Source organism: Shewanella marisflavi, from assembly GCF_023283925.1.
Lineage (GTDB): Bacteria > Pseudomonadota > Gammaproteobacteria > Enterobacterales > Shewanellaceae > Shewanella > Shewanella marisflavi.
On record NZ_JAKIKX010000002.1, the window covers coordinates 111,064 to 131,265 of the forward strand.

Genomic DNA, 20,202 nt, shown 5'->3' on the forward strand with positions numbered 1-20,202 from the left:
GGTTTATATTACCTTGCTGGTGGCTTTTCTCAAGGGAAAAACAGCAGATAAACTGGCTTAAAAGCAAATAAAATGGGCATTTCCGCTAAGGCAGGCCCAAGCGCCATAAAAAAGCGGCCTTTATCGCTTACTTATCTGCTGTTGGTGCTAGGGTGGAAAGCTTGTTATGCTTAAAATATGGCCAGACAATTCAGTGGGCTAGATGTCAGTGGGCTAGATGTCAGAGGGCTAGATGAAAAAAGTCAAAATTTTCCAGATTTTTTTAGGCACCTTGTCGATCCTGGGTTGGTCCCTGGCGGTATATGCCTTGATACTCTTTGGTGAGGCCAGACCGGATCGGGCCGTGGGCTATTTTCTCAGTAAGGGCGCAAGCGTAAGGTTGACTTGGGACCCGACGATTACGTTAAGGCTTGAGTATGTGATCTGGACCTGCGCCGCGATCAGCTTGGTCAACTTAGCTTTCAACTTCTATGTGGCTCACCATAGCCGCATGGGCTATTGGTTTAATATCCCCTTGCTGCTGTTAACCTCAACCGCCGCCGGCCTCTATCTTAAGTTTTTTGTCTCTATCTAATCGGCTATCTGGCGGCAAAGCCTGTCTATCATGGCAGCTGTGGCGCCCCAGATAAAATAATCTTCGTAAGGAATAAAGTAGACGGGATAATACACGCCGCGGCGGGAGAACTGTTTCTTGATGCGGTTAGCCGGGTCCATCAGAAAGCTTAAAGGGACCCTAAAGAGCTCATCCACCTCGCCGGGATCTAATATCGGCTGAAACTCCTCCCTAACGACTCCTATGATGGGAGCGATAGCAAAACCGGTAAAGGTGTTAAACATGGGGTACTGACCTAACACCTCGACATTGTCTCTTGGCAGGGCGATCTCTTCAAAAGCCTCGCGCAGGGCTGTGTCGGTATAGTTGAGATCGCTTTGCTCCACCTTACCACCGGGAAAGCTTATCTGCCCTGGGTGGGCTCTGAGATGGTCGGGGCGGCGAGTGAGCAGCAACTCAAGTTCACTGCCAGTTTGTATCAAAGGGACGAGTACGGCAGCTTGCCGCAAAGAGCGATGGGTCTGCGGCCCAGTGTCAGTGGGCAACTGATGCAGATTATAGCGCTGTTTAAACTCGTCCAATCTCATAAAGCCTCTTCGTCACCTAACTAGCGACTCAGCACAGGTAATATTCTACTTACCTTATCATAGCTTTCCTGATATTCGGCATCGACCTGGGAGTCGGCCACTATGCCACCACCGGCCCAACAATAGAGGCGGGGGGCCTCGGCAACTAAGGTTCGTATGGTAATGCTGGTATCCATCTGGCCATCTTGGCTGATATAACCTATCGAGCCACAGTAAAGACTGCGACGTGATGGCTCAAGCTCTTCGATGATCTCCATGGCGCGTATTTTAGGTGCGCCCGTAATGGAGCCTCCGGGAAATGCAGCCCTGAGCAGATCGCAAGGGCTGTTTGGCGCAGCGAGCTTGGCGGTAACCGTGCTGACCAGGTGATGCACAGCCGGAAAACTTTCGATGGCAAATAGATGCGGCACTCGCACGCTACCTGGGCTCGCCACCTTACCGATATCGTTTCGCAGCAGATCCACGATCATCAGGTTTTCGGCGCGATCTTTCTCCGATGCAGCCAAGGCTTCGGCGGCGGCCTTATCTGCTACTGCATCACTTGCTCTGGCCATGGTGCCCTTGATGGGCTTAGTTTCTATGGCATCGCCCTTAAGCTTGATAAACCGCTCGGGCGAGATAGAGAGGATGGCGTGCTTTTCTAAACGCATAAAGGCAGAGAAGGGCGCCTTGTTGCTCGCCCTGAGTTTGAGGTAAGCCTGCCACTCATCGCCTTGATATTCGGCCTCGAAGCGCTGGGTCAGGTTGATCTGATAGCAATCGCCGCTGTGCAGATACTCCTGCACGCGATCAAACTTGTCTTTGTACGCTGCTTGAGTGATTTGCGCTTGCCAGTCACGGCTTAACCTAAATGCCTTACTTGGTTCTGTTTGAGCATTGAGAAAGGCGTTGACTGTGTTTAGTCGCTCGGCTAAGGCCTGCTCGCCAAGGTAGTGAACCAAAGACCATTCTTGCTTCTGGTAGCAAAAGATCAGCGCCCAATCGTAGAGGCCAACATTCATCTCGGGCAGGCTAATGTCTTTCTCAGCAATTTCAGGCAACTTTTCGATACGCCGACCCAGATCATAACTAAAGGCGCCTAGCGCTCCACCACTAAAGGGCAGGTCTGTGTCATATTGCTGTGGGAAATAGTGTGCAATGGCCCCTTGCAGTACCAAAAAGGGATCGCCACTGTGGGTTTCGTGAGCCTTGCTGCTCCCTTGTACCGATGAGCGCGTGTGATCTATTGCTGTGACACCGTCTTGGCTGGTGATGGTCGCAAGGGGATCGAAGCTGATGATGTCGTATTGGGCATCACAATGATCGGCGCTGGCAGAGTCTAAAAGTATGGCCCAGGGCAGGTGAGCGAAGCGGCCAAATACCTCAGTGGTGGTGAGTTGCCAGTCTAATTTTTGCGCTGCAACGCCTTGAGTCGACGAAAAATCCATCGATAACCCTTATCTAAAATGTGATGTTCCCCTAAAAGTCGCGAAAGAGTATCATATTGTGAACGGATTAAAAAAAAATACGCGACCCTGCAAAAGGGCGGTGAATAACCAAACTGTGAGTAAGGAAATGTCTGTGACTATAGAACAGCCCATCATCAAGCAAGCGGACCTCATCGAGAGTGTCGCCGACGCACTACAATATATCTCCTATTACCACCCTAAAGATTTCGTTGATGCCATGGCAGAAGCCTATGAGCGTGAAGAGAGTGCGGCGGCAAAAGATGCTATCGCGCAGATCTTGATTAACTCGCGCATGTCTGCCGAAGGCAAGCGTCCGCTATGTCAAGATACAGGTATTGTGACCTGTTTCGTTAAGATCGGCATGGGCGTTAAGTGGGATAAGACAGACATGACAGTGCAGCAGATGGTGGATGAAGGGGTAAGACGCGCCTACACCAACCCTGATAACCCGCTGCGCGCCTCTATCGTTGCCGACCCTGCCGGTGGCCGCAAGAACACCAAAGACAACACGCCATCTGTGGTACACGTCGAGATGGTGCCAGGCAACCATATTGAAGTCGCTATCGCTGCCAAGGGTGGCGGATCGGAAAACAAATCTAAGATGGTGATGCTAAACCCATCAGATGATATCGCCGAGTGGGTCGAGAAGACACTACCGACAATGGGCGCTGGCTGGTGTCCACCAGGCATGTTGGGCATAGGCATTGGCGGCACCGCCGAGAAAGCGGCCGTAATGGCCAAAGAAGCTCTGATGGACCCTGTCGATATTCATGAGCTGCAAGCCAAAGGCGCCGAAACCGCCGAAGAAAAGCTGCGTTTGGATATCTTCGAACGTGCCAACAAGCTGGGTATTGGTGCACAGGGCCTTGGCGGTCTGACAACCGTACTGGATATCAAGATCAAATCGGCGCCAACCCACGCGGCTTCAAAGCCTGTGGTGATGATCCCTAACTGCGCTGCAACGCGCCACGTTCATTTCCACCTCGATGGCTCAGGCCCAGCGGAGCTAGAAACACCTAAGCTGGAAGATTGGCCTGAGATCACGCGCGAAGCGGGCGAGGGCGTGCGCCGTGTCGACCTAAACACTGTGACTCAGGCGGATATCGAGCAGTGGAAGAGCGGTGACGTGCTGCTGCTAAACGGTAAGATGCTCACCGGTCGTGATGCGGCTCACAAGCGCATTCAAACTCTGATTGAGAGTGGCGAAGGCCTACCTGAGGGCGTCGATTTTACCGGTAAGTTTATCTACTACGTGGGTCCGGTCGATCCTGTGGGTGACGAAGTGGTTGGCCCGGCAGGCCCAACGACGGCGACCCGTATGGATAAGTTCACCGACCTGATGCTGGATAAGACAGGCCTGATGGGCATGATAGGTAAGGCCGAGCGCGGCCCAGCCACAGTTGAGTCTATTAAGAAGCACAAAGCAGTTTACCTAATGGCCGTGGGCGGCGCCGCCTACTTGGTTTCTAAGGCTATCAAGAAGTCTCGCGTGGTGGCCTTCGAAGACTTAGGTATGGAAGCCATCTATGAATTTGACGTGACCGATATGCCTGTCACCGTCGCCGTAGACAGCGAAGGGGTCAATGCTCATGAAACGGGCCCAGCGACCTGGCGTGTGAGACTTGCCTAACATAAAGTAAAGCATGAAGAATGGGTGGGTTTTAGGTGAGTCAGGCGACTTGCTTAAACCCCCATTTTTGTTTAGTGTCTGTTGCGATATTTTAGGTGATACTTTTTGGGCTTAGGCGTGTTCGCCTTGCCGTTCAACCACAAAGATGACAATAACAATGAAAAAAACTGCAATCATACTTGCCTTGGCGGCTGCCGGACTGGTCTCTGGCGCTCATGCCGCTACTCAAGAGCCTTTCAAGGTACAACATCTTGTTAAAATGAATAAACTGCATTCCAGTGCTTTGTCTAACGACGGCACAAAAATCGTCTATGCAGTCAAAAAATTTGATGATAAAGGTGAAGCACAATCTGACCTTTATCTTCAGTCACTAAGCGGTGAAGGCAAAGTAAAACGTCTGACCTCGGCAAAGGGTACAGAGCATAGCGTGGCCTTTAGCGCAGATGATAAGAAGATCTACTTCCTAGCCGCGCGCGATGGCAGTTCACAGCTGTATGAGTTGGCACTCGATGGTGGTGAAGCGGTCAAGATCTCTAATCTGCCGCTGGATGTTGAAGGCTTTAAGTTATCTCAAGATGGCGCTCAAGTTGTGATGAACATGCGTGTCTACCCTGAGTGTGACACCTTAAAGTGCACCGCAGACAAGCGCGATAATGAAGCCGAGCGTAAATCTACCGGCCGCGAATACAAGCAGTTGATGGTACGCCACTGGGATACCTGGAGCGATCACACTCGCAGCCATCTGTTTGTTGCCCAGCTTAACGGTACAATCATTAAGGATGCGGTAGATGTCACCAAGGGGCTGGATACCGAAACTCCGCCACTGCCATTTTCGGGTATGGAAGAAGTGACCTTTACCCCAGACGGTAAGTATGTGGTTTATAGCGCCAAGGCGCCAAGCAAATCACAGGCATGGGAAACCAACTATGACCTATGGCAGGTGTCAGTGCTCGGTGGTGAGGCAAAAAACCTGACCGAGAGCAACAAGGCGTGGGATGCGCAGCCTACTTTCTCGGCCGATGGCCGTTACTTGGCTTATCTTGCCATGACCAAGCCGGGCTTCGAGGCGGATCGTTACCGCGTCATGCTACGTGACACAGTTACAGGTCAAGAGAAAGAAGTCGCACCGCTTTGGGATCGCAGCCCAAGCTCGCTGACATTCGGCGCCGACAACCGCACGCTGTATGTAACAGCTCAAGATGTGGGTCAGGTCAGTATCTTCGAAATTAACACCCAGTTTGGCGATGTGAAGACGCTCAACAACGATGGCAGCAACAGCATTCTTGGTGTGACTGGCGACAAGATTGTCTTCAACCATAAGAGTTTGGTTGAGCCGGGCGATCTTTATACCATGTCTCTCGACGGTCAAAACCTAAATCGTCTGACCGAAGTGAACAAGGACAACCTAGCCAAGATCAAGTTTGGTGAGTTTGAGCAGTTCAGCTTCAAGGGTTGGAACAACGAAGAAGTTTACGGTTACTGGATAAAACCGGCTAACTACAAGCAAGGCAAGAAGTATCCTGTTGCCTTCCTGGTACACGGTGGTCCACAAGGCTCATTCGGTAACTCGTTCAGCAGCCGCTGGAACGCTCAGCTATGGGCTGGTGCCGGATACGGCGTGGTGATGATCGACTTCCACGGCTCAACCGGTTACGGCCAGGCCTTTACCGACTCTATCTCTAAGGATTGGGGCGGCAAGCCACTAGAAGATCTGCAGAAAGGCCTAGCAGCGGTAACGGCGCAGCAGAAGTGGCTTGACGGCGATCGTGCCTGTGCTCTGGGCGGTTCATACGGTGGCTACATGATGAACTGGATCCAAGGTAACTGGAACGACGGCTTCAAGTGTCTGGTGAACCATGCGGGTCTGTTCGACATGCGCTCTATGTACTATGTGACCGAAGAACTCTGGTTCCCAGAATTTGAATTTGGCGGTACGTACCAGGACAACAAGGAGCTGTTCGAGAAGTTTAACCCAGTTAACTATGTCGATAACTGGCAGACACCTATGCTGGTTATCCATGGTGAGAAGGACTTCCGTGTGCCTTACGGTCAAGGTCTTGCCGCATTTAGCTTCATGCAGCGTAAGGGCATTCCATCTGAACTGCTTATCTACCCGGATGAGAACCACTGGATCCTTAACCCAGATAACCTAGAGCAATGGTATGCCAACGTGCTAGGTTGGATGGATCGCTGGACAGAAAAGTAGTTTCGTCAGTGTCTTCAAAGAGCGGGTGATATTTTAGTCACCCGATCATAGAAATAAAAAGCCAGAACTGAGTTCTGGCTTTTTTGTGTGTGACTGTCTCGTCCTGAAATGTGTTTACTCTTTTAGGTCGAGCTATGACGGGTACTTGGCGCTGTGACTGAGCTTGAAAAATGCTCGAAAATAATCAACCACAAGATGGGCAATAATAGGATTTCAGTGAATATCCCTATTGAACCTATATCACCGAAAAATAGTGTTTGCTCAATAAACCTAACAAAGCCCATGGGATCCCAAGGTGCTGCATTGATATTACCGTGCAGCATCATGGAAAGGACGATAACAAGCCCAATGGCAAACCACTTTCTAGCGGGTTCATAGGTAGAGATCAGGTAGGCAGGGATCAACGCCGCCAAACCAATGCCAATGAAATTTTGCCCAATATGATAAAAGTCGAAGTTGTTGTTCCACTCAAGCCACCAAAACACCTTACGAGCCGCGGCGATACCGATAGCAGCAATGGTTAAGGCGTAGTAACAGGTCGCGATACACGCACTGAGTAGCAATAATCTTAGGTAACTCATCAATAATCATCCTTAAAATTTACAGCGTTCCCGATTCGGGTCAATCTTGAGCAGAGAAGAACAGGCATAAAAAGTGGCGCTCTCCCGATTAAATCTGTCCTTTAGATTGAGTCTATAAATTGAAAAACTACAGTTGTGTTACACCTTTTACAACTAAAACCGCAGCTTATTACAAAATGCTACTCGTCGCTGAATGGGCAGAGTGTCTGAGGCGTCAGGTTAACCAGGCGAGTGCATGTTTACCCTTTTTAATGACGAGCATGTTTTGCCATTTATGGATTAAGTGCTTAGACGTGGTGTTGCATTGAGCTGCTTAACGCAGCATGACTTATTAGCTGTTCACTAATCCCAAAAATCTGCGAGCTTTGCTTTTCAGGTATCGGTTTGTGATAACGACGCCGGCTTAATCAGCGTCGTTATTCATAGCTGAGATATCAATAAGTCAATCAGGCCAAGCAAGAGTACTTACTCTGGCCTTCATCTTTAATGTCCGGGCATGCCGTCGTTGATGCGGTACCAGGAAGTGAGGCTGTATCTGTCGTGGTGTGACAGTGAGACCTCGTGAGGGAAGAGTTCGCTTAAGAAGATCACCATGGTGCCAAATCTTGGCTCGACTACTTGGAAAGGTTCGGTTTCGTCTCCTTGATACATCAGGAGTTCACCACCGTGGCTCGGTTGCCAGTCGGGGTTGAGATAAAGAATGCTGGTGAGCCTACGGTTGGTCTGGCCGCGAAACGCATCGAGATGACGTTTATAGAAAGCGCCGGGAGCGTAATAGGCGAGCATAGCTTCTTGATCGAACAGACCCAGGTAGAGATAACGGTTAACTGCCAGGCGTAGTTGCTCTGACCAGGCGAAATAGTCTTGCGTAAAGTCCATTGATTCATTGAGCCAACAGATCTTATCCCGGCGAATCGACTCTATGACCTGTTGCTCTTGCAGACGACCAATGGCGGCGGCTTTAAAGTCTTCCTGAGAAAGCGCAGTGATGCCGTCCAATAGGGCTTGTAACACGGGCTGAGGCAAGAGGTTATGCAGCACCACATAGCCTTGGGTGGCGAGCTGGTCGCAGATGTCGGCAAATAGGGTGTCGTCTAGGGATAAATCTAATTGTGTAGTCAACGGCGTGAGATCTTAATAAGGGGTGAAGCCTTATATCCCTATGCTGACAGTCTGGCTAACTAATAATTTTTGTGGTTAAGATAAAAAGCTTTTCGTATGACTTTATTCAATTAAAAACAGATGGATACAGCTATTGGTGGGCTGACTGGATAAATAAAAAAGGTGCTCTGAGAGCACCTTTTAACACTGACTAATCATCTAGGAAATTAAGCGGGATCTTGATACTTCTTACCGTAGAAACTAGCGATAAGGATCGCTTTTAATTCTGCGATCAATGGGTATCTTGGGTTGGCCCCTGTACATTGGTCGTCGAAGGCGTCTTCGGCAAGTTCGTCGAGTTTGGCGAGGAAGTCGGCTTCGTTAACGCCGGCGTCTTTAATTGAAGCCGGAATGCCAATCGTCTTCTTGAGTTCATCGATTTTTTCGAGCAGCGCTTCCACTTTTTGTTCATCGCTAATACCTTCGCCAATAGCGCCTTTTAATTTGAGATGTTCAGCTATCTTTGCGTAACGACAAAGGGCTTTAGGGCGATCGTACTGACTGAAAGCTGCTTGCTTGGTCGGTAGATCGGTCGCGTTAAAGCGGATCACGTTAGAGATCAGCAGGGCATTTGCCAATCCGTGTGCCAGGTGGAATTCTGCGCCCAGTTTGTGTGCCATAGAGTGGCAGATCCCTAAGAAGGCGTTGGCAAAGGCGATACCCGCAATGGTCGCGCCATTATGCACTTTCTCGCGGGCGACAGGTGCCTTAGCGCCCAGAGTGTAAGCATCTGGCAGGTGTTTTACTAGCAGGTCCATCGCCTGTAGTGCCTGACCATCGCTGTACTCGTTGGCCATCACGCTGACATAGGCTTCCAGTGCATGGGTGATGGCATCGATACCGCCGAAGGCAGTAAGGGACTTTGGCATATCCATCACCAGGTTAGGGTCGACGATCGCCATGTTAGGTGTTAACTCATAGTCGGCAATCGGATACTTCATACCGGTTTGCTCGTCGGTCACGACCGCGAACGGCGTTACCTCTGAGCCTGTGCCTGAGGTAGTGGGGATTGCTACCATCTTGGCTTTCTTACCCAGTTTTGGAAACTTGTAGATACGCTTACGAATATCCATGAAGCGCAACGCCAGATCGGCAAAGTCGACATCGGGGTGTTCATACATTACCCAGATGATCTTGGCCGCATCCATTGGCGACCCACCGCCGAGGGCGATGATCACATCGGGCTGGAAGCTCTTTGCGACGCTAGCGCCTTGATTAACGATGGCCAGCGTCGGATCGGCCTCTACCTCGTAAAAGACTTCGGTTTCCAATCCCTGAGACTTTAGGATCTTAATGGTTTCATCACAGTAGCCGTTGTTGAACAGATACTTGTCTGTCACGATCAGGGCGCGTTTCTTATCACTTAACTCTTCTAGTGCGATGGGCAAGCTGCCGCGGCGGAAATAGATAGAAGAGGGGAGTTTATGCCACAACATATTTTCGGCTCGCTTAGCGACAGTTTTCTTGTTAATCAGATGGCTAGGGCCAACGTTTTCTGAGATGGAATTACCGCCCCAAGAGCCACAGCCGAGTGTAAGGGAAGGCGCTAACTTAAAGTTGTACAGATCGCCGATACCACCTTGAGAGGCTGGGGTGTCGATCAGAATACGGGCTGTTTTCATGCGATAGCCGAAGGTTTTCACCCTTTCTGTCTGCGTATCCTGATCGGTATAGAGGCCAGATGTATGGCCGATGCCGCCCAGTGTGACTAAGGCTTCTGCTTTGTCTAGCGCATCGTCAAAATCGCTGGCGCGGTACATGGCCAGTAGCGGAGAGAGTTTCTCGTGAGCAAAGGCTTCGCTTTCGTTGATCTCAGTTGCCTGACCAATCAATACTTTAGTGCTGGCAGGTACCTTGATGTTGGCCATGGCGGCGATGGTCGCTGCGCTTTGGCCTACGATGTCTGCATTGAGTGCACCATTTTTAAGGATCACCTTCTGCATCGCCTTGGCTTCTTTAGCTGACAGCATATAGGCGCCGTGGCTGGCGAAACGTTCTTTAACCGCGTCATAGACGGCATCGACTACGACGACAGCCTGCTCTGAAGCGCATACCACACCGTTATCGAAGGTCTTGGACATTAAGATAGAGCTGACTGCCCGCTTGATATCGGCGGTTTCGTCGATAACGATTGGTGTGTTGCCAGCACCCACGCCAATGGCAGGCTTACCAGAAGAGTAGGCCGCCTTCACCATACCTGGGCCGCCTGTGGCTAGGATCAGGTTGATCTTCTCATGGGTCATCAACTGATTAGAGAGGGCTACACTCGGTTCATCTATCCAGCCAATGATATCTTTTGGCGCGCCAGCCGCGACGGCGGCATCCAGCACTAGGCGAGCAGCGGTTGTGGTCGATACTTTTGCTCTAGGGTGAGGCGAGAAGATAATACCGTTGCGGGTCTTAAGGCTGATCAAGGCTTTAAATATCGCGGTAGAGGTTGGGTTGGTGGTGGGTACTATGCCGCAGATGAGGCCCACAGGCTCGGCGATGGTGATGGTGCCGAAGGTGGGGTCTTCCTCTAGGATGCCACAGGTCTTGTCATCCTTATACTTGTTGTAGATATATTCGGAGGCGAAGTGGTTTTTGATCACCTTGTCTTCCAGCACACCCATACCAGTCTCGTTAGCCGCCATCTTGGCTAGGGAGATTCGGGCATCGGCCGCTGCCAAGGCGGCGGCGCGGAATATTTTGTCGACCTGTTCCTGACTAAAGTTGGCAAACTCTGCCTGGGCCTTGGCGACCCGCTCTACCAGTAGATCGAGTTCCTGCTGGTTGCTTACTGTCATAATAAGTTCCTCGAAAAAAATTTAGCGAAAATCGGTTTTGGCTAAATTCTCTTTATGAAGGAAAATTACACTTTTATAGGGGCGTTAACCGTGATCCCTGCCACAAAGCCCCCTGTTAATGTAATAAAATAACATGGTGAACATGATGTGACCGACTTGGTAGGGTTAATTCTAGTCGGGTAAAAATAGAATAATTAATTCAAAGTTGTGAATTGTGATAGAAAATGTCGTTTTTCCCAACGTGAGCAATACTGTACAGTATGCGTTTTTCAACCATACTGCTTTTTAGCCGGCTATAAGCGTCACTTGAGGACATGACATTGGATTTAACACTCTATGTTAAATTTTTTCTAGGTTTGGTAGCGATCATTAACCCTATTGGGCTACTGCCCGTATTTGTAAGTCTCACCAGTCATCAGACTGAGGCGGAGCGTAATCATACTGGGAAGGTGGCAAACTTTGCCGTGGTGGTGATTCTGTTAGTGACCATTATTGCGGGGCAGCATATCCTCAATATGTTTAGTATCTCGCTATCGGCGTTTAGAATTGCAGGCGGTACTCTGATCGCCATTATCGCCATGTCGATGCTGCAAGGTAAACTGGGCGAAGTAAAGCGTAACCAAGAGGAAGATAGGGAAGCCTCTGGTATGGAGTCAGTTGCCGTGGTGCCCTTGGCATTGCCTTTGATGGCGGGGCCTGGTGCCATTAGCTCAGTGATTGTCTCGGCGGCGCAACACAATACGGTTAGCGACCTGATTGGTATGTCGATCACTGTAGTGATCTTCGGCTTGACCAGTTTTACCCTGTTCCGTATGGCGCCTGTAATTTTTAAGCTACTGGGTAAGACTGGGATCAACGTGATCACTCGTCTGATGGGTCTGCTGATGCTGTCTATCGGTATCGAGGTGATGGCAGCAGGCTTTAAGGGCTTGTTCCCCAGCCTTATTGGTGGCTAATAGAAATTCAATAAAAAACGCGCCTTGAGCGCGTTTTTTTATGCCTGTTTTTCTCGCTGCCTTTGTTGTTACTGTAGGTCGATCAAGGAGCCAGCTTTGGCACTAAAGAGGTGCTGGTGCAGACGGGCGGCGAACTCGTCAGTCATCCCCGAAATATAGTCTGCGATAACTCTATTGCAGTTGCCGCCTTGCAGGGACACCTGTTGCCAGCGCTCCTGGGTATTGAGTGGCAGCAGGCGCTCAGGATCTGACGCAAAGGCCTCAAACAGCTCCATCACAATCTGCTGGCCTTTGTATTCCAGCATCTGGATCTCTGGCTTGCGAATAACCCGCATGTAAACAAACTGCTTGAGCACATGCAACGCCTTGGCAAAAGGCGGCTCGAGGTTAGCGTTAAATCGCAACAGTGGCTCACTAAAGGCTGAATTTTCTTCTATCACTATGGCGGTAACGAACCCATTGACCAGGGTGCCTATTGCATCTTTTCTCAGGTGGTTTTCCAGTGCAAACAGCTTGCTACCAATGGTGGCGAACTCCTTTGCTATCCATTCATCATCACTCTGCGCGAGCTGATTGGCGACATCTTGTTGCCACATGGCCTCTGTGACTATGCCCATGACGATGGCATCTTCAAGATCATGAATGGCGTAGGCGGTGTCGTCGGCAATCTCCATAATCGAGCAGTCCAGCGACTTGTATTGGGTTCGCTTGTGCTGATCCTTGTCAGTGCTTTGAGCCGAAACAAACAGCGTTTTGTCTTCAACTGACAGCGGCGCTAATACCCAGTCCAGTATCGGCTTGTCTTCATCGAAAATGCCTTTCACCGGCCGCCATTGGCTAGGTTTAAGTTGGCGGTAACTGTCGACTTGCGGCCTGGGTGGCGACTGAAATAGCTCACTATGACAAGCGGGATACTTGAGGATCCCAAGCAGGGTACGCCGGGTGAGATTCATGCCAAAGTGCTGAGTATAGGGCTCCAGCGCCGTGAGGATCCTGAAGGTTTGACCGTTGCCCTCAAAGCCGCCATCGCTGCGCATCATGTAGTTGAGGGCCACTTCGCCGCCATGTCCAAAAGGGGGATGACCAATATCGTGGGCCAGGCAGAGGGACTCTATCAGACTCATGGAATCTAGCAGAGAATGAAGCTCAGGGTATTTTTGCTTAAGCTGAGCGCAGATCCCTGTGCCTATCTGCGAAACTTCCAGCGAATGGGTTAGGCGGGTGCGGTAGAAATCGTTCATGCCAACCCCCAATACCTGGGTCTTGGCTTGCAGGCGTCTAAAGGCCGCCGAATGCAGAATGCGGGCGCGATCGCGCTGATAAGGACTACGATGATCGTTGCGCCTGAGCTTATCTTCTCCTAAACGTCTTTCATGCCAGATGGCTGATGTCATAGCAGGTATCCTCTGTAGCGAGCCAAGTGCTTTAGAGCAGACGATTGATCTCGTCTAAGTTGAGCTCGAAGCTTGGAATATAGGTCTCGATAAAATAGCGCACTGCCGGATCCGGGTTTTGGTTTAGGGATTCGGTTAGGCGACGTTTGGCGGTATTAAACTCATGGTTGCCGGCAGATTGTTCCTCTAAGCATTTAAGGTAGGCGCAGAGGGTGTCCGCCGATTTGACGATCTGCTTATACTCTTCATCGACCTGATCGCTGAGGAGCAGCGAGCGATAATCCTCTTGAAACTCCTCTGGCACCATCTCCAGTAAGCGGCACTCAGCAATAGCCTCAATCTTCTTGTATTCGGCTTCTATCTCCTTGTTGAAGTACTTAACGGGCGTGGGGAGATCGCCAGTAAGGATCTCGCTGGCATCATGGAAAATGGCCAAGGTGGCGGCGCGCTCGGGACTGAGTTGCTTATCGAATTTTTTGTTGGCAATGATAACTAGGGCATGGGCGACCATGGCGACTTGGAGCGAGTGCTCCTGAACGTTTTCAGGGCGGACGTTGTACATCAGTGGCCAGCGTTGGATCAATTTCATCCTGGCCAGGTGGGCAAACAAATGACTCATACTGCTATCCGTGTTGACACTAAGATGAGATAACATTAACACAGGGCAAGTAAATAGAAACAGTGCCTTAAGAATAAAAAAAGCGATCCTAAGATCGCTTTGAATTATTGGCCTTGCTGGCAATTCATTACTGGCTATAGCTGGAAAGAAAGTCACCAAACTCCACCAGCGCTTTTTGCAGATCTTCTTTGTGGGGGAGGAAGACGACCCTGAGATGGTCGGGCTCCGGCCAGTTAAAGGCTGTGCCCTGTACCAACAGAATTTTCTTCTCCTTAAGTAGATCAAGCACCAGGCGCTCATCATCACGCAGATTAAACTTCTTGGCGTCAAGCTTAGGGAAAGCATATAGCGCGCCCTTGGGCTTTTTACAGCTAACCCCTGGGATCTGATTGAGCAGTTCATAACAGGTGTCGCGCTGAACGGTCAATCTGCCTTCAGGGGCGACCAGTTCATTAATGCTTTGATAGCCCCCAAGGGCGGTCTGAATGGCATGCTGATTAGGCACGTTAGAACACAGACGCATAGATGCCAGCATGTCTAAGCCTTCGATATAACTCTTGGCTGCCTTGAGGTTACCCGAGAGCATCATCCAGCCTACACGAAAACCTGCTGCGCGATAGGATTTAGACAAACCATTGAAGGTTACTGTTAAAATATCGTCTGACAGTGTGGCTGCGGGGATATGCACCGCGTCGTCATACAAGATCTTGTCGTAGATCTCATCGGCAAACAAAATGATGTCATGTTGGCGACACAGCTCGATGATCTCCAGCAGCAACTCTCGCGAATACACAGCGCCGGTGGGGTTGTTCGGGTTGATGAGCACTATGCCACGGGTGCGGCTGCTGATCTTGGATTTAATATCGTCAAGATCGGGAAACCAGTCTGACTCTTCGTCACAGCGATAATGTTGCGCCTTGCCACCAGAGAGATGCACCGCCGCCGTCCACAGAGGATAGTCAGGAGAGGGCACCAGTACCTCATCATCAGTGTTGAGCAGACCTTGCATCGCCATCACAATAAGCTCGGATACGCCGTTACCTATGTAGATATCTTCGATGTCGACACCAAATAGTCCTCGGCTCTGGTAATGCTGCACAATCGCCTTTCGGGCGGAGAACAGCCCTTTAGACTCGCTGTAGCCCTGTGCGCTGGGTAGGTTAAGGATGACGTCACGTACTATCTCTTCCGGGGCCTCGAAACCAAAGGGGGCCGGGTTACCGATATTGAGCTTAAGGATGCGATGTCCTTCATCTTCAAGGCGCCTTGCCTCTTTATGAACCGGGCCTCGGATGTCATAACAGACGGTATCGAGTTTGTTGGATTTAATGATAGGGCGCATCGAAACCTCGTGATTGCCAGTATGCAAAAAGAAAAGCTGATTATTTCAAAGCTCGTAAGTTATCGAACAATAACGAAAAAAAGTATTGTTTAAAAGGGGCTTTCGCGCAATTTTGGAAATATTTTTAGAGGAATGTTCTGTGTGGCTAACTTGTTAAATTGCTATTTGGTGTTTTACTCTGTCAGGGTGGTTTTCATAGGTGGTAAATACTGGTTTGGTGGCATAAAGGTATAAAAAAGCCAGCGATTAACGCTGGCTTTTATGATTAAGTTAACGGCTTGTTTAAGCGCGTTTCTTGAATTCGTGTGTACGAGTGTCGATCTCAATTAGATCGCCAGTCTTAACGAAGTCAGCAACACTCAGCGTTGCGCCGCCAGCAATTGTTGCAGGCTTCATCACTTTACCAGAGGTGTCGCCACGAGCCGAAGGCTCAGTGTAAGTCACTTCGCGTACTACAGTTGTTGGTAGCTCAACAGAGATAGCTTTACCTTCATAGAAGGTAACCTGGCACTGCTCTTCCATACCATCAACGATATAAGCCGCTGCATCGCCCAGGTTGTCAGCTTCAACGTCATACTGGTTGTATTCAGCATCCATGAAAACATACATAGGATCGGCAAAGTATGAATAGGTACAATCAAGACGGTCTAGAATGATATCTTCCATCTTGTCTTCACCCTTAAAGGTGGTTTCGGTAGATGAGTCTTGAAGTAGGTTCTTCAGTTTCATCTTAACGATAGCCGCGTTACGGCCTGAACGAGTTGTTTCAGTTTTTTGAACAACCCATGGGCTGCCATCTAACATGATCACGTTTCCAGGACGGATTTCATGAGCAGTTTTCATTTCTCTATTTCCTATATTTTAGGGTGTTTCTATTTCAACGCAGTATCTTAGCTATTTTTGACGAATTGAACTAGTCGTGTTGCAAGATCTGCATCATTTAATGCATCACTCGGCCAGTTTTGCGCGTGTTGCGTCAAGGCCGGGTGGGCGTTAGTCACGTGTTGCCACAGGGGAACGAGCTCTTCCTGGGCACCTTGGTTAAAGCCTAGATTGAGCATTTTCCAGGCCTTTGCAATTTCTGGGGCCAGATTATGACAATAAAGTGCCATAAAGGCTTCTAATTTTATCAGATGATAGTCTTCTTCCTGGGGATAGATGTGCCAGATAAAGGGGCGAGCCGCCCATTGTGCCCGGAGGAAAGAGTCTTCGCCGCGGACAATATTAAAATCGCAGCTCCATAGCAATCTATCGTAGCCTTGCTGATCTGTCATCGGCAGAATGTGTACCGTTAGCTTATCTAGGGTAAATTGCTCACCAGGCTGGCAAGCCGCCGTATCACCGATTAACGTTTTTAGGCTGTTTAGGCTTCTACCCAAGGGGACTAACAGGTGCACTTTTTGCTCGCCAGTGCGCCAAAGCTGACAAAGCGTCTCAAGGCTTGGCGTTTCATAACTAAAGAGGCTTATGACAGTATCATCAATATTTATGCCCCTAAGCCCTAACTGGTTAAAGTAATCAAGTCGTTGATTAGTGGTCTGCCAGTGCTCACGCTTGTTCAAAAGATCGGCTTCGCAGATGAGACCGCCTGTTTTGTGGGTAAAGCCGGGGAAATAAAAATGTTTTTTAAGGCCGCTACGCTGCAAAGAGGGCAGCCCATGACAACCTTCGACCCAATCTTCGGCGCTGAGGTACTCTAGGTTGAGCCAGACAGGAACCTTACCGCCACCTTGGTGCAGGGCTGTGATACTGTTTATGACCTTTGCAGGCAGCTCACAGGCAAAAGCTTCGATAAGCACTTTGCCAGGGACATAGGCTAAACTTAACGGCTCATCCCAATGTTTGATGCACACGCCTTCGAAGGATTGGTTAGGGCAGTTGGGATCAAGCTTTGGTAAGATATGCGCAAAGCTTGCAAGGTCATCGACCCAAAGGCGGATCTCAAGTCCGTATTCTTTGGCGAGCTGTTTCGCCAAGCGCCAGGTGACTCCAATATCGCCATAGTTATCGACGACGGCGCAAAAAATATCCCAGTGGCTGTGGTGGTCTTGATTTGACATGGAAAACTTGGCTGATCTCAGTTTATATCGTGGACGTCACGAGCAAGTTTGGATGAATCTGGCGTAGAGCTAAAAAAAGCGGCTGTTAGCCGCTTTTTATGCTGTTCAGGCCGGGAAGTTAGTCTTCCAGCTCTGCAAGGCACATCTCTTCGTAGATCTGTTTAACCCACGCATCGACACGCTCTTCGGTGAGCTCGGGTTGACGGTCTTCGTCAATTCCCAGACCGACGAAGTGTTTGTCGTCGGCAAGACCTTTAGAGGCTTCGAAGTCGTAGCCGTCTGTTGGCCAGTGACCGATAACAACGGCACCGCGCGCTTCGACGATCTCGTTGACCATGCCCATGGCATCGAGGAAATACTCGGCATAATCTTCCTGATCACCACAACCAAAGATAGCGACCAGTTTACCGTCGAAATCAATCTGCTCTAATTCAGGGAAGAAATCATCCCAATCACATTGGGCTTCACCGTAATACCAGGTAGGGATACCGAATAGCAGCAGATCATATTCTGCGATCTGTTCTTTGGTACTCTTGGCGATATCCTTGACGTCGACCATCTTCTTACCCAGCTTCTTCTGGATCATCTTGGCGACGGCTTCGGTATTACCCGTATCACTGCCGAAAAAAAGACCTACAGTTGCCATTGTCTTTCCTTTATCTAGTTCACTAATGTTTGTTTCAATACCAGTTAAGATCAGCGTGTAATCTGCTTAAGCAGTATCGATTCGATTAATTGGCTGCGGCTGATGTTACTGGCCAAAGCCTTTTCATTCAAGGCGTCATACAAATCTTGTGACACCTTTAACTCTATTCGTTTTAATCCGGCCGCACGGTCGCGCTGGATCTGATTTCGTTTGTTGACCTTTAGTTGTTGCTCTCTGGGGAGTGGATTACTGCGAGGACGTCCTCTGCGTTTTTCCGTAGCAAACAGGTCTATCGTTGTTCTATCTGAAGATTCTTTTGCCATCGAATGTTCATTTAACCTATGCCTGAGCTCTCCCAAGAGAGTTGGATCAAGCCCTTAGCTACAAACCCGGCACAGCCGAGAAATAATACTAACCAAACAATATAACGGCCAAATTTAGGGACATTTCCCTGTTTGAGCACGTCATGAATTGCCATACCTATAAAGAAGAATATCGCTGCAAAGAACAGGTTTAAGCCAACGGCTTCTATCTGTTCCATGTACTGAGATAACATGCTGCGTTCCCTCAGGCTAAAAAAAGAGGCGCGAATATACCATAGTTAAGCGTTATCTGCTACACGCTTTACAGACAAGATTTAGTCATTTTGTGCAATAAACTCGGCAACGATATGATTGAAAATCGCTGGCTTTTGTGCGTGTAACCAATGACCTGTGCCAGCCAATGTCTTTGACTGTATCTTAGGAAACTGAGAGACAAATGCCTGGCGATGGGCTGACGTGACGTAATCTGAGTCGGCGCCGCGAATACATAGGCTAGGGCCAGAGTATTGGTGCTCGCTCATGGGTAATGGCCAGCCTATTAGATGAGGGTAGCTAGTCTTAAGCCCGGCAAGATTCATTTTCCAGATAAATCCTTGATCGTTTTTGGCTAAGTTTTTAAGTAAAAACAGTGCCGTGCCTTCGTCAATGCCAGCATCAAGTAGTAGCTTTTGGGCCTCAGCACGATTACTCAGCGAGCTGAGATTGATGTGACTCAGTCCTTCAAATACCGTTTGATGTCTAGGCTGATAGGCTACCGGTGAGATGTCAGCGGCAACCAGACTCTTTACGCGATCGGCATAAAGCAGGGCGGTTGCCATGGCAATCTTACCGCCCATTGAGTGACCAACAAGGTGCGCCTTTTCGAGTTCGAGTTCATCCATCAGGCCAACTAATGCCTCGGCGACCATGGGGTAATCCATGTTCGGCCAGTGAGGGCTAAGGCCATGGTTAGGCACATCAATACGTATCACCTGATAACCATCTAGTGAGTTGCCTAAGGTTTTTAGGTTGTCTAGGTTACCAAAGAGTCCGTGGATAAGAATAACCGGGCTACCTTGCCCCGATTGGGTGTAATTTAAGCTGGTCATGGCGTTAACAACATCAGTGATCTTGGGCAAATTGTGCCTGTAAACTCGGCTAAATGACAGTACTAACCCAGGCGCTGGCAATTCTCTGCTGGGATTTTGTTCACTTAACGGCTAATTTATTGATCTTGTAACCAAGTTGTGGATTTTTAATGCGATCGGTCTTTATTCCTGTGGGAAAGATAGCATACACTTGAACGGATCTGGCATGAGTGGATCCGGATCGCGGCGCGCTAACAATAACCTAATTACCTTTACAGTCTAAGGAAGATTCTAGTCATGAAATATATTGAGATTGATGAAGAGCTATATCGCCATATTGCCAGCAAGACTGAGCGCATAGGAGAGAGTGCTTCAGAGATCCTGCGACGCTTACTCGGCCTAGACGTAGAGACAGTTGCCATGGAGGCGCCCAGCCAGATCAGCCAGCCGGGTCTGGATAAAGAGGTGGCAACCCAATCACAGCAACAATCACAGCAGGTCGCAGCGCTCGATGCCGATAGCTTGTTAGATAAGGCGGCACTGGCGCAGCAAAAGGGCGCAGTGGGTCGTTTCCTGTTTACCTTAGAGGCAATCTATAAAGTGACGCCTAATCAGTTTGACCAGGTGCTGCAGATCCAGGGGCGCGATCGTCTCTATTTTGCTACCTCAAAAGAGTCATTGCTTAAGGCCAGTAAGTCGGCGAATCCAAAAGAGATTGGTAACAGCGGCTTTTGGGTGACTACCAACAATAATACCGCCAAGAAGCGCACCATATTGAGGGAAGTGTTAGGACAGTTTGGGGTGCAAGAAAAACAGATTGAAACCATTATTGGTCATATTTAG

The 20,202-nt window shown here is 49.4% G+C and carries 19 protein-coding genes; 5 read left to right on the plus strand and 14 right to left on the minus strand.

Translation table 11 applies throughout. The features are described from left to right. Positions 1 to 232 precede the first annotated feature (232 nt). Complete coding sequence (locus L2712_RS05325; RefSeq protein WP_033538414.1) at positions 233 to 574, plus strand: hypothetical protein; 342 nt, start codon at positions 233 to 235, stop codon at positions 572 to 574. On the opposite strand, the gene L2712_RS05330 is transcribed toward L2712_RS05325, so the two are convergent. Together L2712_RS05330 and pabB are read right to left on the minus strand one after the other, a co-directional pair. Then, positions 571 to 1,140 (minus strand): CoA pyrophosphatase, encoded by a 570-nt coding sequence (locus L2712_RS05330; RefSeq protein WP_248977119.1) that lies wholly within the window; start codon positions 1,138 to 1,140, stop codon positions 571 to 573. The genes L2712_RS05325 and L2712_RS05330 overlap by 4 nt on opposite strands. A 20-nt stretch (positions 1,141 to 1,160) precedes the next feature. Beyond that, positions 1,161 to 2,567 (minus strand): aminodeoxychorismate synthase component I, encoded by a 1,407-nt coding sequence (gene pabB / locus L2712_RS05335; protein ID WP_248977120.1) that lies wholly within the window; start codon positions 2,565 to 2,567, stop codon positions 1,161 to 1,163. A 127-nt stretch (positions 2,568 to 2,694) separates the two neighbouring features. On the opposite strand from pabB, the gene L2712_RS05340 reads away from it, so the two are divergent. Together L2712_RS05340 and L2712_RS05345 are read left to right on the plus strand one after the other, a co-directional pair. Then, positions 2,695 to 4,218, plus strand: a complete 1,524-nt coding sequence (locus L2712_RS05340; RefSeq protein WP_248977121.1) for a fumarate hydratase — start codon at positions 2,695 to 2,697, stop codon at positions 4,216 to 4,218. Positions 4,219 to 4,363: 145 nt separating this feature from the next. Further along, positions 4,364 to 6,424, plus strand: coding sequence for a dipeptidyl-peptidase 5 (locus L2712_RS05345; RefSeq protein WP_088904672.1), 2,061 nt, complete (start codon positions 4,364 to 4,366; stop codon positions 6,422 to 6,424). A 122-nt stretch (positions 6,425 to 6,546) separates the two neighbouring features. On the opposite strand, the gene L2712_RS05350 is transcribed toward L2712_RS05345, so the two are convergent. The 3 genes from L2712_RS05350 to adhE form a co-directional block, all read right to left on the minus strand. Beyond that, complete coding sequence (locus tag L2712_RS05350; protein ID WP_248977122.1) at positions 6,547 to 7,005, minus strand: hypothetical protein; 459 nt, start codon at positions 7,003 to 7,005, stop codon at positions 6,547 to 6,549. 483 nt (positions 7,006 to 7,488) lie between these two features. Then, positions 7,489 to 8,127, minus strand: coding sequence for a 2OG-Fe(II) oxygenase (locus L2712_RS05355; RefSeq protein WP_248977123.1), 639 nt, complete (start codon positions 8,125 to 8,127; stop codon positions 7,489 to 7,491). 206 nt (positions 8,128 to 8,333) lie between these two features. Further along, the gene (gene adhE / locus L2712_RS05360) at positions 8,334 to 10,952 is read right to left on the minus strand and encodes a bifunctional acetaldehyde-CoA/alcohol dehydrogenase (protein WP_248977124.1); all 2,619 of its coding nucleotides are present in this window, start codon (positions 10,950 to 10,952) and stop codon (positions 8,334 to 8,336) included. A gap of 320 nt (positions 10,953 to 11,272) precedes the next feature. Here adhE and L2712_RS05365 point away from each other — a divergent pair, with 320 nt between their 5' ends. After that, positions 11,273 to 11,908 carry a YchE family NAAT transporter gene (locus L2712_RS05365; RefSeq protein WP_033538462.1) on the plus strand — a complete coding sequence of 212 codons (636 nt, stop codon included), beginning with the start codon at positions 11,273 to 11,275 and terminating at the stop codon, positions 11,906 to 11,908. 68 nt (positions 11,909 to 11,976) lie between these two features. On the opposite strand, the gene L2712_RS05370 is transcribed toward L2712_RS05365, so the two are convergent. The 9 genes from L2712_RS05370 to L2712_RS05410 all read right to left on the minus strand — a co-directional run bounded on the left by L2712_RS05370 (position 11,977) and on the right by L2712_RS05410 (position 19,380). Further along, a complete protein-coding gene (locus L2712_RS05370; RefSeq protein ID WP_248977125.1) occupies positions 11,977 to 13,302 on the minus strand; it encodes an anti-phage deoxyguanosine triphosphatase in 1,326 nt (441 codons plus the stop codon). A 31-nt stretch (positions 13,303 to 13,333) separates the two neighbouring features. Further along, positions 13,334 to 13,921 (minus strand): 5'-deoxynucleotidase, encoded by a 588-nt coding sequence (gene yfbR, locus L2712_RS05375; protein WP_033538423.1) that lies wholly within the window; start codon positions 13,919 to 13,921, stop codon positions 13,334 to 13,336. 127 nt (positions 13,922 to 14,048) lie between these two features. Next, complete coding sequence (locus L2712_RS05380) at positions 14,049 to 15,263, minus strand: pyridoxal phosphate-dependent aminotransferase (protein ID WP_248977126.1); 1,215 nt, start codon at positions 15,261 to 15,263, stop codon at positions 14,049 to 14,051. A 282-nt stretch (positions 15,264 to 15,545) separates the two neighbouring features. Continuing rightward, positions 15,546 to 16,106, minus strand: coding sequence for an elongation factor P (efp, locus tag L2712_RS05385; RefSeq protein WP_033538425.1), 561 nt, complete (start codon positions 16,104 to 16,106; stop codon positions 15,546 to 15,548). Between the two features lie 47 nt (positions 16,107 to 16,153). Beyond that, entirely contained in the window at positions 16,154 to 17,323 is a 1,170-nt protein-coding gene (gene earP / locus L2712_RS05390) for an elongation factor P maturation arginine rhamnosyltransferase EarP (protein ID WP_248977127.1), read from the minus strand. Between the two features lie 118 nt (positions 17,324 to 17,441). Next, positions 17,442 to 17,969 (minus strand): flavodoxin FldA, encoded by a 528-nt coding sequence (gene fldA, locus L2712_RS05395; RefSeq protein ID WP_033538427.1) that lies wholly within the window; start codon positions 17,967 to 17,969, stop codon positions 17,442 to 17,444. Positions 17,970 to 18,019: 50 nt separating this feature from the next. Next, complete coding sequence (gene ybfE, locus L2712_RS05400) at positions 18,020 to 18,292, minus strand: LexA regulated protein (RefSeq protein WP_248977128.1); 273 nt, start codon at positions 18,290 to 18,292, stop codon at positions 18,020 to 18,022. A gap of 11 nt (positions 18,293 to 18,303) precedes the next feature. After that, positions 18,304 to 18,525, minus strand: a complete 222-nt coding sequence (locus L2712_RS05405) for a DUF2788 domain-containing protein (protein ID WP_033538429.1) — start codon at positions 18,523 to 18,525, stop codon at positions 18,304 to 18,306. An 81-nt stretch (positions 18,526 to 18,606) separates the two neighbouring features. After that, positions 18,607 to 19,380: an alpha/beta fold hydrolase gene (locus tag L2712_RS05410; RefSeq protein ID WP_248977393.1), complete on the minus strand. Its 774-nt coding sequence runs from the start codon at positions 19,378 to 19,380 to the stop codon at positions 18,607 to 18,609. Positions 19,381 to 19,656: 276 nt separating this feature from the next. Between L2712_RS05410 and seqA the strand changes: the two genes are divergently transcribed. Next, the gene (gene seqA / locus L2712_RS05415; RefSeq protein WP_248977129.1) at positions 19,657 to 20,202 is read left to right on the plus strand and encodes a replication initiation negative regulator SeqA; all 546 of its coding nucleotides are present in this window, start codon (positions 19,657 to 19,659) and stop codon (positions 20,200 to 20,202) included.